Raw genomic sequence first — 12,083 nt, forward strand, 5'->3', positions numbered from 1 at the left:
ATGACCGCTCCGGTAACGGCGACCACCGACCACCGCACCGACGACAGGGCAGCTCGGGCCGGTACGACCGTCCCGTGATGACCTTCGACTTCGACGGCTGGCGAGGTCGCCGGTCGTCACGCGCAACGGCTGCGGGATCTCCTCGGCCGGCGGCTGACGTCCACCTGGGTGGTGTGGGAGGGGAGGGGCGCGCGGTTCATGTCGAGTTGGTGAACCGCAGTCCCTTCCCCCGGGGGTTTCCGCCGTCGTCGAGTGCTGCCAGCAGGCGCAGCCCGTCCTCGGCGGGGCTCTCCGGCGGCGCCGACATGACTATCAGTTCCGTGCCCGATCCGTCGGGCAGGGCGAAGTTCTCCTGGTGCAGTTCCAGCAGTCCGACCAGCGGGTGCCGGAAGGCCTTGCGTCCATGGGTGCGGGCGCGCACGTCCGCGCGGGCCCAGAGCCGGCGGAAGCGTTCGCTGCCCATGGACAGTTCGCCGATGAGCGAGGCCAGGCGCGGATCGCCGGGGTGTTTGCCGGCGGCCAGGCGAAGGTGCCCGACCACGTCGAGGGTGCACTTCTCCCATTCCGCGTAGAGACCACGCTCGGCTTCCTCGAGGAAGATGTGCCGGGCGGTGTTCAGGCCCGTCGGGGTGCGGCCGTAGAGAAGTCCGGCGAGGCGGTTACCGGCCACCACGTCCATCCGGTGGTCCATGATCAGGGCCGGCGCGTCGATGATCAGGTCGAGTACGCGCAGCAGCTCCGCCCGGGGGCGACCGCCGGGTGACCTGTCGCGACGGCGGCGCTGCCGGGCCAGCCGGTGCAGGTGGCCGCGTTCGGTCTCGTCGAGTCCGAGGACCCGGGCGAGCGCGTCGAGGACCTGTTCCGACGGTTGGGTGGCGCGGCCCTGCTCCAGGCGTACGTAGTAGTCGACGCTCACCCCGGACAGGTGGGCGACCTCCTCGCGACGCAACCCCTCGACGCGGCGTCGGCCGTCGGTCGGGATGCCGGCGACCGACGGGTCGACCCGGGAGCGCCGGGTACGCAGGAAGCCCGCGAGATCGTCCATGACCTCCAGTATCGCTGCGACGACAGGCGGGCGGGTGGTCCTGCCAGTACCAGGAAGTCCGGTCCGACGGAACGCGCGTCCCTGAACGGCGCGCTCCCGGCCGTCGAGCATGGGTGGCGACACACGCCGTCGAAAGGACCAGCCGTGAAGACCCTCATCGTGTACGCCCATCCGGAGCCGCGTTCGCTGAACGGTTCGCTGAAGGATGTCGCGGTGTCCACCCTCGAGGCCGCCGGTCACGAGGTACGGGTGAGTGACCTGTACGCGATGAACTGGAAGGCCGCCGTGGACGCGGCCGACTTCGGCGGGTACGCCACCAGCCCGCTGCGGGTGGTACGGAGTTCGGGTGGGGCGTACGACGCCGGCGCGCTCACCCCCGACGTGACGGAAGAGCAGGAGAAACTGCTCTGGGCCGACACGGTGATCTTCCAGTTCCCGCTGTGGTGGTACACGATGCCGGCCATCCTCAAGGGCTGGGTGGACCGGGTGTTCTCCTTCCACTTCGCCTACGGCGTGGGCGTGCACGACGAGACCCGCCACGGCGAGCGTTACGGTGAGGGGACGCTGCTCGGCCGGCGGGCGATCCTCTCGGTGACCGTTGGCGGCCCGCAGTCGCACTACACCGATCGCGGGATCAACGGCCCGATCGAGGACCTGTTGTTCCCGATCCACCACGGGATCCTCTACTACCCGGGCCTGGAGGTGCTGCCGCCGTTCGTGCTGTACGGCGCCTACAGGATCTCCGATGACACGTTCGCGGACGCCGCGACAAGGTGGAAGCAACGACTGTTGACGCTGGAGACCACCGCGCCCATCGCGTTCCGGCGGCAGAACTTCGGTGACTACGAGGTGCCGTCACTGCGGTTGAAGGAGGGCCTGGAGACGGCCGGCCGCAGCGGTTTCAGCCTGCACGTGCGGGACCAGCCGCCGGGACGATGAACAGTCACCGTCGATGACCTCACACCGCGCGGCAACGACCTGCGGGGCCGATCCGGGCCAGGGCGCCGTTCTCCAGGGCCGTCCACAGGGCGCCGTCGGGTCCGAGGGCGATGCCGTGCGGCTCGGAGCGCGGGGTGGGCAGGTCATGGACCTCGATCGTCCCGTCGGTGGTGATGGAGCCGACCCGGTTGCCCGCCCACTCGGTGAACCACAGGTCGCCGCCGCCACCGGTGGTGACGGCGTGGGGGCGGGCGGCGCGGTCCGGTAGCGCAAACTCGGCGATCGCGCCGGCGGGGGTGATCCTTCCGATCTGGCCGGCAGCGATCTCGACGAACCAGACGGCTCCGTCCGGGCCGGCGGTGATCCCCACGGGGGCGGCGGCGTCGGTGGGCAGCGGATGCACGGTGACGGTGCCGGCCATGTCGATCCGGCCGATCGCGTTCGCCTGGTTCATCGTGAACCACATGGCGCCGTCGGGGCCGGCCGTGATGGCCGACGGGTAGGCGCCGGTGACCGGGAGCGGGAAATCGCTGGCCGCGCCGTCGGTGGTGATCCGGCCGATGCGGTCGGCGTTCATCTCGGTGAACCACAGGGCGCCGTCGGGCCCGGGGGCGATGCCGTACGGGCCGCCGCCACGGCTGGGTACGGGGAACCTGGTGGTGTCGCCGTCGGTGGTGATCCGGCTGATCCGGTGGGCCCGCGACTCGGTGAACCACAGCGCGCCGTCGGGCCCGGCGACGATGATCGTGGGCTGCCCGGCGGGGTCGACGAGGTAGGTGGTCGGTGGCGTGCCCGGGACCATCCGTCCGACCCGGCCGCTGTGGGCGAGGGTGAACCACAGCGCGTCGTCGGGTCCGGTGGTGACGCCGTACAGGCCGCTGCGGGCGTCGGTCACGGGGTGTTCCTCGATGAGGACGGCGGTCACCGGGTTCGCTCCAGTCCGTACTCGATGGCGGTGCGTTCGATCTCGGCGGGCGTGCCGGTCATCAGGGTGCGGGAGTGCCGGGTGATCAGGTCGGCGGGCCAGTCCCACCACGCGGCCCGCCGGAGCCGGTGGACGTCGTCGTCGCTGAAGCGTTGCCGGATCGGTCGCGCCGGATTCCCGCCGACGATCGTGTAGGGCGCGACGTCGGTGGTGACCACCGCGCCGGCCGCGATGATCGCCCCGTCGCCGATGTGTACGCCCGGCATGACCGTGGCGCGGTGACCGAACCACACGTCGTTGCCGACGACGGTGTCGCCCCGGCTGGGCAGGGCGAGCACGACGTCGAGGGTCCGCTCGGCCCACTCGCCGCCGAAGAGGGTGAACGGGAAGGTGGACGGGCCGACGACCGGGTGGTCGCCGCCGGCCATCAGGAACCGGGTTCCTGCCGCTATCGCGCAGAACCGGCCGATGACGAGCTGTTCCGGTCCGTAGTGGTAGAGCACGTTGCGCTGCTCGAAGCCGGTCGGATCGTCGGGATCGTCGTAGTACGTGTAGTCCCCGACGACGATTCTGGGGGAGGTGACCAGCGGCTTGAGGAACACCACACGGGGATGCGCCGCCACGGGGTGAAGGGCCGTCGGGTCGGGCGTCACGGGGAACCTCGCTCGTTAAGACTACGGATGTAGCGATAACATCGTGGCATGGCGTCGCCCCCACCGACAAGCGATCCTCCCGACGAGACGGTGACCGCCCCCACGCGTCGACCCGGCGGGCGCAGCGCGGCGGTCCGCCGCCGCGTCCTCGACGCCGCGCTCGCCCAGTTGGTGCAGCACGGCTACGACTCCCTGAGCATCGAGGTGGTCGCCGAACGCTCGGGTGTCCACCGCACGACGGTCTACCGGCGCTGGCGGGACGTCGGTGGCCTGCTGGCCGACGTCCTCGACGAGGCGGGGGCCGACGCCTGGCGTCCGCCCGACACGGGATCGCTCGAAGGTGACCTGGTCGCGGTCAACCACGAGGTCTACACCGCACTGACCACCGACCCGGTGACCGTCGCGCTGATCGCCGCGTCGTTCCGGTCCGAGCGGGCCGCCCGGGCCCTGAGCGCCTTCTGGGCCGGCCGGTACGACCGCTGCGCCGACATCACCCGCCGCGCCGTCGAACGGGGTGAGGTTCCGCCGGACACCGATGCGCGCCAGCTGCTCATCGCCACCACCGCCCCGCTGTACCACGAGCTCCTGCTTTTGCGGGCGACGACGGAGGCGGACCTTCCCGACCGTGTCGCCCGCAGCGCGGCCACCGCCGCCCGAGCCGGCGCCTTCAGCAGCCCGGCGAGGTCGACCACGCCGTAGTGGTTCGACCATGCCGGCCTTTGCCGGGGTGATCAGTTACCCGCTGATCCCACCCGTTGCGCCTCGGCGATCGCCTCCTCGACGGCCTGCCGTGCGCCGTTGGTGCGGGCGACGACCTGCATCAGGACCTGCTTGATGCCGTCCAGCGCCTGTAGCAGCGGTCCGGGTTGGCCACCCTGCAGGACCGTGGTGACGAGCTGCTGCGTCTCACCGATCCGGGTGACGGCACCGCCGGCTGCGTCACGGGCGGTGCCGACGGCGCTCTGCACGGGCGTCAGCGCGGCGATCGTCTCCTGCGGGGTGGCCTGCTCGGGTACGGCGGCGACGGCCTTCGTCGCCTCACCGATCGAACCTTCGAGCCGCCCCAGACCGCCCTGGACATCGGTGAGGGCGCTTCGCACCCGGGCCACCCCTGCGGCGACGGCGAGGAAGCCGGCGCCCGCGGCACGCAGCGCCACCTCCTGCGCCTGCCGGTCGGCGGTGGCGGTCAACCCCTGGGCCCGTTCGACGCCGGCCATCAGGGCACGCAGCTCACCAGTGATTCTCTCAACGGCTGACATCGAAGCGGCATCCCCAATCGAGAACGGCGAACGGGTGCACCCGACGCTACCGAAGGCACTCCACGGCCACCAGAGACAGCAGCAGGAGTCCGACACATGCTGCCGTGCCCGAAGCGTCGAGACCGTGGACGCGATCGCGGACGTTCGGCGCGACCGGCGGCTCAGAACCCGCCACGTTCGTGGGCGCGGTCCAGTCAGGCCACGCCGATCGGGAGGGCGGGACCCAGCAGCAGGCCGCCGTCGAGTACCAGTTCGGTCCCGGTCGCGAACGACGCGTCCGGTGAGGTGAGGTAGAGCAGCGCCGCGCTGACGTCTGCGGGGTCGCCGAGGCGGGGGATCGCGTAGGGCCCCGGGTCGTAGAAGTCGGAGATCGGCCGTTCGCCGGGCGCGGCTGGTTCGTGGATGAGGTTGGTCGAGACGACTCCGGGGTGGATGACGTTCACCCGGATGTTGTCCCGACCCAGTTCGAGTGCGGCGCTCAGGGTCAGGCCCCGGATCGCCCATTTGCTCGCGACGTAGGAGGCGTAGCGGGCGGTGCCGCCGTACGCCATCGTCGAACCGATGTTCACGATCACGCCGCCGCCGGCTCGTCGCATCGCCGGGGTGACGGCTTTGATGCCGAGGTACTGCCCGGTCACGTTGATCGCGAAGGTGCGGTCCCAGCGGGCGCGGTCGGTGGACTCGATCGTGGTGGCGGGGTTCTGGGTACCCGCGTTGTTCACCAGGATCGTCAGCGTGCCGAAGGTGTGCTCGGCCGCGGCGACGGCGGTTGTCCAGTCGTCTTCACGGGCGACGTCCAGGCGGACCGCGACGGCCCGTCCGCCCAGCTCCGCGGCGAGGTCGGTGGCCCTGCCCAGGCTTCCCGCCGTACTGCCGATGACGACGTTCGCGCCCTCGGCGTGGTAGGTCCGGACGTGGCTTTCGCCGAGTCCTCCGGTGCCGCCGGTGATCAGTGCGGTCTGGTTGGTGAAACGTGACATGGCATGTCCTTCGAGGAGTGAATCTGGTGAGCTGACCGGCTCACCTCACCATCTGACGCTACGGCCGACGGTAAGATGAGTCAAGTGACTCACCTCGCCATCGGGCATACTGGGATCCATGAGCACCGAGCCGTCGGCGTACCACAGGCGCGTCGCCGAGGAGAAGCGCGCGGCCATCCTCACGGCCGCCACCGGCCTGTTTCTGGCCTCCGGCTATGACGGAACCTCCCTCGCCAGGATCGCGGAGGCGGCCGGGGTCTCCAAGGCCACGCTCTTCAAGCAGTTCCCCACGAAAGCGGCGCTTTTCGACGCGATCGTGACGGAGTCCTGGCAGGTCGAGGACGCCGACGCACCGGAGCCGTCGGCCGAGGACCTGAAGGCCGGCCTGGCCACGATCGGTCACCGGTACGTCGAACTGCTCACCCGCCCGGGGATGACCGCGCTGTTCCGCATCGTCATCGCAGAGTTGCCGCGTTTCCCCGAACTCGGCGAGGCGCAGTTCAGCCGAGGAAAGATGCCCTACTTCGAGTCGGTCAGCCGCTACCTCGTCGCCGCCGACAGGGCCGGCTCGGCAACGGTCGACGACCCTGATCTCGCCGCGACCCAGTTCCTCGGGATGATCTCCAATTTCGTCTTCTGGCCCACGCTCCTGCTCACCGACTGGGCACCGCAGCGGACCGCGATCGAACACGCTGTGCGGGAAGCGGTCAACACCATGTGCGCCCGCTACCAGACCTGACCGGGCCGGGCCTCACCCACCTGATCGCCGATGACGCAGATCCTCACCCCTCGACAGCCGCAACGAGAACACCCCGCCGCAAAGCAATGTCCTAGGACGCTTTAGGGGGAGTGGCGCAGCGGCGTCGTCGACGTGCACCAACACCGGGTGCTGGGTAGCGGTACCAACGCCGCAGGTGCTCGCTCACCAGTGACGGAACAGGACAGGGCTGGGCTGGACCTCGGCCGCGCTGCCGTCAATCCGTCGCGCTTGCGGTGACGAGGTCGGTCAGCGGTGCGGTCGGTAGCGCGATCCAACCCTCGGTGACGGCGCTCGCCAGTTCGGCGGGACCGGGGCGGGTGGCGTGCCCGACGGCAGCCGCACGCGCGGTGAGGGCAGCGACGACAGCGTCCACTGCGTGGTCGCTGTGCCGGCACGCCGATTCGAACTCGCCGAGCTGTAGCCACGGCGTAGCGGCCATCAGTCGGTCCATCAGATCGTTCAGCGCACCGTTGTTGCGTCGTCCCTTGTACCGCTGGTTCGGCAGCTCCCAGTGCCTCAGCGACGCTGCCGGATAGACCTCGGTGACCGTTCCGCAGCCGCTGCGGTCCACGGGTTGCCCAGCTGCGGCGAGCCGCGCCAGGAGACCGGCACATCGCATCGCCGTGTGTGCGATCCGGTCCGCTGCGACGCTGAGTGGGTTGCGACCCGTCACCTCCCGGGTCACCAGGTCGGTGTGACGCCAGGCCAGGCTGCGGCGCCAGTCGCGCCCGATCAGATCGGTGGGGGTGACCATCTCGCCACGGTGGTGGGCGACGACGAACTCCACGAACGGCGCAGGCCACCCCAACGGACAGTCGATCCCCACCTTGTCGGCCGTCGACGCCGCCCGGAGAAGCTCGTCATCGTCGGCTCCGATAACCAGTTCCTCCAGCACCGCTGTGGTCCCGGTCCAGCGAATCCAGGCCACGGCGGTGTTGGTGTCCTCCGCTGCAAGATCGATTCCCGCCGTCAGCATCTGCCGAACCTACTGGGTACGGTGGATTCCCGATTGCTCATCACGTCGTTCCGCGCCGGTCGACCACATGTCTGTGGGTCGCTTCAGGATAGAGCGGCGTGGGCCTCGGTGAGGAAGCGGTCGAGGTCTTCGCCGTGGGCGATCGCCGCGTCGCGGACGGCGTCGATCGCGGCGCCCAGCGGGTCGTGCTCGGCCAACGCGACCAGGGCGGGGAATGCGACAGCCTGTTGGAGCATCCCGGTGACGCGGAGTGTGCCGTACACCGCCGGGTTCGGCGCGAGGGGAATGACGGTACGGGGCACCTCAGGGTCCGACAACAGACGGCGGGTCGCGGCGGCACCGTGCTGCTCGGTGAAGGCGCGGGGCAGTGGACGACCGGCCTCGGCGGCGGCGAGAGCATCGGCGATCCAGCCGATCTGCTCCAGCCCGGCCACCCGCATCGCGCGGCGGGCCGCCCAGCAGGCCATCTCCCGCTGGCGATCGGCGGGCAGCGCCTCGATGCGGTCGAGCAACCGGCGGTCGATCCGTGCCAGGGACTGCGCGTGTCCGAGGAGTTTGCGGACACGATCCGACGGGGGAGCGCCTCCCCAACGTTCGGCCTCCCGTTCGGCCCGGAGCCGGCGGAGCTTCTCGGCCTGTGCGGTCGCCTCGGCGGCCTGTCCCCGCAGGGTCTCCGTCCAGGGGAGTGTCCCGGTGCCGTCGAGCAGGTGGTCCCAGATCAGGCCGAGGGCCACGGCGTGCCGGCCCCGTACCCCCTCATGCCGCAGCGTGACGCCGTCGGGCCCGGTGGTCAGCCGTACCGTGCTGGGCTCGTCGTCCGGCACGGTGGTCAGCGGGTCGGGGAAGAGCGGTGAATCGGCGGTCGCCCACGACCACCTGAAGGTTTCCGCGTCGACCCGGTCCAGGCGCACCTCCAGGTCACCGACGGGCAGCACGCCCACCGGCAGGGCCACCGGTGCGGGCCGGTGGCGGACCACCGTCACCCGGGCGAGTCCGGTGTCGTCCTCGTACGGGTCGGGTGGACGTGGCGGCATCCCCGCCGGCCGGGTGGACGGACGCGGCACCAGGGACAGCATCGCCCACTCGGCCGCCTCCGCCGGCTTCTGCTCCCAACGGCGTGCCGTCGGGTCGGCCAGTACCGTGCGGCACGGCGTCTGCTCGCTCACCGCCCACACATGCAGCTCGTGCTGCTCGGGCGGGTCGTCGTCGGTGCGTACCCCCTCGTGCAGGCGGCGGCGGGCGTGCACCCGTACGCGGATCAGCCCGCGCGGCACGGCGACGTCGTCGAGGTTCTCCGCGGAACCGCTCATCAGGCCGACCACCGACAACCGGCCGCTGGGACTCCAGAGGGTAGCCTCACTGATCGCGTCCCAACCGGCGTCGACCTCCGCCGGCGGGCCGGACAGCACCCGCAGGCGTGCCTCGATCTCACCCGTGTGGATGCCGCAGAAGCCGGTGACGTGATTCGGCCCGCCCACGTGCAGGAGGTCATCACCGACGGTGTAGATCGGCATGCCGTCCCCGCCGGGCAGGGTGACCACCTCGTACTGGCAGTAGCTGACGTGCAGTCGCGCCCAGCCGGTCATGGGGTGAACCGCCGCGCGGTGAGCCCGGGCGGGCAGGCCAACGGCCACTGACCGGCAGCCCCGCCCATCGTTGTGTCATCCCGAACCGTCACCGTGACCATCCCGCCGTGTTCCATGCCGTCGAGGTGAACGGCATCATGGCATGACGGTCCGACGCAACCGCTCCCGTCAGCCGCCCGGACAGCGGTTGTCGCCCCCGCTGTACTCCACACAGTGCTCCGGCGCGACGGGCGTCGTTCTCGGCACCGGAGTGAGGTCATGGCCGACGCGCACGGCGAACGGCAGGGCGGGCACGGCGATCACGACAGCCAGCACCAGGAAGACGACAGCGGTGCGGACCAGCCGTAGCCGGTACGCGACGAGCGCGACGATCGCTGGCCCGGCGACCGCCACCACCATGGCGACGAACAGGGCCAGACTCGCCCGGTATCTGAGGTCAGCGAGCGTGCCGGGCTGGTCGCCGTTGTTGACGTTCCACAGCTCGAGAGCGATGCTCACCCACCAGGCGGCTGCCGCGATCAGCCCGCCGACCCAGAGCAGGACCACCAGGCCTACGATCGGGCCACCCCGTCGACCCGCGCCGACCCCGTCAGACGTCATCCGGTCCAGCGTGGACGGCCCGACCCGACCAGGCATGAGTCGGCGTACTCAGCTGCGCTCGCTGAAGCGGCGGCCGACGACGTTGCGGTCGGCGTGCACCGCCGGGTCGAAGCACGGCGGAGGCCTCCACGTGAGCCCCTTCGCCTGGCGGTGGGCGATCGGATGAGGAACCCTGCCTGTGCGGCAGCCACCCGACGCCTTCCGTGGCGGCCCGCAGGGCATCCGACAGTGGTTACGCGTAGGCGCTCGGGGCGGGTACCTCTGTGAGCCTCCACCGGTCGCCGTGGCCCGTGGCGATCGCGATCGCCTCGACCATCCGACGGGCCGCCGTCGGGTCGTCGACGGAGCTGGTGGCGGCTCCGAGGTCGGCCGGTGGCCCGCCGGCGAGGCTCGCGGCAACGGCGGCCATGTGCCGGTCACGGTCCGGCACGGCGGCGGTCGCCGCGAATCCGACCACTGCCGCCCAATCGGTGACCCGTCCCATCCGCACGACCTCGTCGTCCCACAACAGATCCAGTATCCGCACGAGGTCGCCGAAGCCCGGCTGGTCGGGGAGCGCGGTCAGGGTCAGCAGGTGTACGGCGGCCCCCTGGCCGGGCGAGGCACCGGTGGCGATGTCGGTGCGCAGGGCGATCCGGATCTCGTCGCCGGTGAACCCCGAAGCAAAGTCCGGTGGGGGAGGCCTCCGATGCAGCGGCGGTGCCGAATCGGGATCCTTCAACAACTCCGCCACCCGCAGGCACTCCACACACGACGGCATCGCGGTGATGTTCACGTGCGTGTCGCTGCGGTACATCTCGTAGGCGAGGTCGATCGCGCACTGGTCATGGCCCCAGACCGGACGCCCCGGAGTCGAACACAGCGTGAACCCCCGAGACCCGTATTCCCCGGCGCGTTCGAGAGCGAGATCCACCGACAGATGTTGGAACGTGCCGTCCGTACACGGTCGAGGTGTCATCGTGTCCTCCCCGGCACCGGGTGCTGTGACGGTCGCCTGTGACGACACAGTTTATCCCGTCCAAAGACCGGATCAGTTGAGATCGATTATCGACCGGTGTAAGTTCTGGCGGCTCGACCGTCGCTGTCAGGATTCATCGGAGGGTTGCCGGACTACTGGCAGGGGCCGGGCCGGCAGCGACATCCCGAACGTCCTTGCACAATGGGGTACCACGCATCGAAAGACCGGATCTGTCGCGGGGCGTGCTCAGGTTGGCGCACCGGTGGACGCGCGGGATCAGGTCGGACCCGCTGCCGTGACCGGCCGTCCGGCCGGCTTGGGCCGACGGACGAGTGGCGGTGGACGCCATCCTGGGGCTGCCGGCGTTACCGACAGGTCGTTCCGGTAGCCCTGCTGGCACGTCGCGCCGGCTCAGCGGGTGGCGACGTCGACAGCTCGGGCGGGGTAGCCGTCCTGGCCTGGGACTTCGTAGCGGCAACGCACTCGCTGACCCGGCGTCAGGCTTCGGTATTCCGTGGGCCCCGCGACGATGTGGCTGAAGTGCACCCAGACGATCAGCTCAGTGTGATCGAGGGCGATGGTTCCCCAACCTTCGTCCGGGTGCCAGGTCTCCACCACGCCGCTGTCCTGCAGACCCTGATCGCTCACGATCGCCAGCGTATCGGTGGGCGGAGGCCGCGCGTGACTGCCGCGCGAGCCGCTGCCAGGGTCATCACCCGGCCGGGCCGCGGACACGGACACCCTGCACCGTGGCTCCTGCGGCTACGACAGCGAGAGCAGGATCAACGGTCGACGCACCGTCACCGACGTCTCCCGACAAAAAGTTCCGATCGACGGCAACCTGCCGGCGGTGGATCGCATGTACCCGGATGTACGCAACGATCACCACGATCCATAGGGGTCCGGAAATGTCTGCACGTCGCTTCCTGCTGCTTCCCGCTGCCGCCGTCCTGTTCGTACCCGCCTGTTCCGCCACGGAGGCGCCCCGGGCCGACGCGACCGCATCCGCGCCCGCTGCGACTGCCACGGCGGCACCCGGCGCCAGCTCGACCGTGTCCGCGCCGGCCACGGCTGCCCCGACGGACGGCGCCCCCGCCACCAGGCCCACCGTCACCGCCAAGGCGGCCGGGGGTGTCGCGAGCGCCGAATGTCCCTCAGGGACCGACCTGCAGAAGCTGATCGAGCTGCCGAAGGGGATGACCTTCGGCCGCGTCGAGTGTGTGAAGGGCTGGGCGGGAGCCGTCCCGCAGGGCCCGAAGACCGGTGACGGCGTCTACCTGTTCCACCACACGGCCGGTACGGGCTGGAAGTACTACGGCGAGGGCAGCGGATACGACTGCAGGGACCTCGGCCTCACCGAGCCGGCACCGTTCTGCATCTCCGGCTGACCGCAGGGGCCGGG

The 12,083-nt window shown here is 70.6% G+C and carries 14 protein-coding genes; 4 read left to right on the forward strand and 10 right to left on the reverse strand.

Features of this window, described 5'->3' with window-relative positions; all coding sequences use genetic code 11:
- Positions 1-196 precede the first annotated feature (196 nt).
- The gene (locus tag ACOJTC_RS02465) at positions 197-1,045 is read right to left on the reverse strand and encodes a helix-turn-helix transcriptional regulator (protein ID WP_420115561.1); all 849 of its coding nucleotides are present in this window, start codon (positions 1,043-1,045) and stop codon (positions 197-199) included.
- A gap of 144 nt (positions 1,046-1,189) precedes the next feature.
- Between ACOJTC_RS02465 and ACOJTC_RS02470 the strand changes: the two genes are divergently transcribed.
- The gene (locus tag ACOJTC_RS02470) at positions 1,190-1,984 is read left to right on the forward strand and encodes an NAD(P)H-dependent oxidoreductase (RefSeq protein ID WP_420115562.1); all 795 of its coding nucleotides are present in this window, start codon (positions 1,190-1,192) and stop codon (positions 1,982-1,984) included.
- A 19-nt stretch (positions 1,985-2,003) separates the two neighbouring features.
- On the opposite strand, the gene ACOJTC_RS02475 is transcribed toward ACOJTC_RS02470, so the two are convergent.
- Together ACOJTC_RS02475 and ACOJTC_RS02480 are read right to left on the reverse strand one after the other, a co-directional pair.
- A complete protein-coding gene (locus tag ACOJTC_RS02475) occupies positions 2,004-2,909 on the reverse strand; it encodes a virginiamycin B lyase family protein (RefSeq protein ID WP_420115563.1) in 906 nt (301 codons plus the stop codon).
- Positions 2,906-3,562, reverse strand: coding sequence for a CatB-related O-acetyltransferase (locus ACOJTC_RS02480; protein ID WP_420115564.1), 657 nt, complete (start codon positions 3,560-3,562; stop codon positions 2,906-2,908). The genes ACOJTC_RS02475 and ACOJTC_RS02480 overlap by 4 nt, the downstream gene beginning before the upstream one ends.
- 48 nt (positions 3,563-3,610) lie before the next feature.
- On the opposite strand from ACOJTC_RS02480, the gene ACOJTC_RS02485 reads away from it, so the two are divergent.
- Positions 3,611-4,261, forward strand: coding sequence for a TetR/AcrR family transcriptional regulator (locus tag ACOJTC_RS02485; protein WP_420115565.1), 651 nt, complete (start codon positions 3,611-3,613; stop codon positions 4,259-4,261).
- Between the two features lie 32 nt (positions 4,262-4,293).
- Here the strand turns inward: ACOJTC_RS02485 and ACOJTC_RS02490 are convergent, their stop codons facing one another.
- Both ACOJTC_RS02490 and ACOJTC_RS02495 read right to left on the reverse strand, forming a co-directional pair.
- Positions 4,294-4,821, reverse strand: coding sequence for a DUF6244 family protein (locus ACOJTC_RS02490; protein ID WP_420115566.1), 528 nt, complete (start codon positions 4,819-4,821; stop codon positions 4,294-4,296).
- Positions 4,822-5,015: 194 nt separating this feature from the next.
- Positions 5,016-5,801 (reverse strand): SDR family NAD(P)-dependent oxidoreductase, encoded by a 786-nt coding sequence (locus tag ACOJTC_RS02495; RefSeq protein WP_420115567.1) that lies wholly within the window; start codon positions 5,799-5,801, stop codon positions 5,016-5,018.
- 118 nt (positions 5,802-5,919) lie between these two features.
- Between ACOJTC_RS02495 and ACOJTC_RS02500 the strand changes: the two genes are divergently transcribed.
- Complete coding sequence (locus ACOJTC_RS02500; protein WP_420115568.1) at positions 5,920-6,540, forward strand: TetR/AcrR family transcriptional regulator; 621 nt, start codon at positions 5,920-5,922, stop codon at positions 6,538-6,540.
- Between the two features lie 235 nt (positions 6,541-6,775).
- On the opposite strand, the gene ACOJTC_RS02505 is transcribed toward ACOJTC_RS02500, so the two are convergent.
- From ACOJTC_RS02505 to ACOJTC_RS02525, 5 genes are all read right to left on the reverse strand, one after another.
- A complete protein-coding gene (locus ACOJTC_RS02505) occupies positions 6,776-7,537 on the reverse strand; it encodes a DUF429 domain-containing protein (protein ID WP_420115569.1) in 762 nt (253 codons plus the stop codon).
- Between the two features lie 83 nt (positions 7,538-7,620).
- Positions 7,621-9,123 carry a hypothetical protein gene (locus tag ACOJTC_RS02510; RefSeq protein ID WP_420115570.1) on the reverse strand — a complete coding sequence of 501 codons (1,503 nt, stop codon included), beginning with the start codon at positions 9,121-9,123 and terminating at the stop codon, positions 7,621-7,623.
- Between the two features lie 168 nt (positions 9,124-9,291).
- On the reverse strand, positions 9,292-9,723 hold the full coding sequence (locus ACOJTC_RS02515) for a hypothetical protein (RefSeq protein WP_420115571.1): 432 nt from the start codon (positions 9,721-9,723) through the stop codon (positions 9,292-9,294).
- Between the two features lie 232 nt (positions 9,724-9,955).
- Positions 9,956-10,636: a hypothetical protein gene (locus tag ACOJTC_RS02520; protein WP_420115572.1), complete on the reverse strand. Its 681-nt coding sequence runs from the start codon at positions 10,634-10,636 to the stop codon at positions 9,956-9,958.
- 456 nt (positions 10,637-11,092) lie between these two features.
- Positions 11,093-11,329 (reverse strand): cold shock domain-containing protein, encoded by a 237-nt coding sequence (locus tag ACOJTC_RS02525; protein ID WP_420115573.1) that lies wholly within the window; start codon positions 11,327-11,329, stop codon positions 11,093-11,095.
- A gap of 221 nt (positions 11,330-11,550) precedes the next feature.
- On the opposite strand from ACOJTC_RS02525, the gene ACOJTC_RS02530 reads away from it, so the two are divergent.
- Positions 11,551-12,069 carry a hypothetical protein gene (locus ACOJTC_RS02530; protein WP_420115574.1) on the forward strand — a complete coding sequence of 173 codons (519 nt, stop codon included), beginning with the start codon at positions 11,551-11,553 and terminating at the stop codon, positions 12,067-12,069.
- Positions 12,070-12,083 lie beyond the last annotated feature (14 nt).

This window comes from Micromonospora sp. (assembly GCF_048594385.1).
GTDB classification, from domain to species: domain Bacteria; phylum Actinomycetota; class Actinomycetes; order Mycobacteriales; family Micromonosporaceae; genus Micromonospora; species Micromonospora wenchangensis.

Excerpts from the sequence above, each read along its gene's own strand:
- ACOJTC_RS02465 (WP_420115561.1), bottom strand. The coding sequence starts at position 1,045 with ATGGACGATCTCGCGGGCTTCCTGCGTACCCGGCGCTCCCGGGTCGAC.
- ACOJTC_RS02485 (WP_420115565.1), top strand. The coding sequence starts at position 3,611 with ATGGCGTCGCCCCCACCGACAAGCGATCCTCCCGACGAGACGGTGACC.
- ACOJTC_RS02490 (WP_420115566.1), bottom strand. The coding sequence starts at position 4,821 with ATGTCAGCCGTTGAGAGAATCACTGGTGAGCTGCGTGCCCTGATGGCC.
- ACOJTC_RS02495 (WP_420115567.1), bottom strand. The coding sequence starts at position 5,801 with ATGTCACGTTTCACCAACCAGACCGCACTGATCACCGGCGGCACCGGA.
- ACOJTC_RS02500 (WP_420115568.1), top strand. The coding sequence starts at position 5,920 with ATGAGCACCGAGCCGTCGGCGTACCACAGGCGCGTCGCCGAGGAGAAG.
- ACOJTC_RS02505 (WP_420115569.1), bottom strand. The coding sequence starts at position 7,537 with ATGCTGACGGCGGGAATCGATCTTGCAGCGGAGGACACCAACACCGCC.
- ACOJTC_RS02510 (WP_420115570.1), bottom strand. The coding sequence starts at position 9,123 with ATGACCGGCTGGGCGCGACTGCACGTCAGCTACTGCCAGTACGAGGTG.
- ACOJTC_RS02515 (WP_420115571.1), bottom strand. The coding sequence starts at position 9,723 with ATGACGTCTGACGGGGTCGGCGCGGGTCGACGGGGTGGCCCGATCGTA.
- ACOJTC_RS02530 (WP_420115574.1), top strand. The coding sequence starts at position 11,551 with ATGTACGCAACGATCACCACGATCCATAGGGGTCCGGAAATGTCTGCA.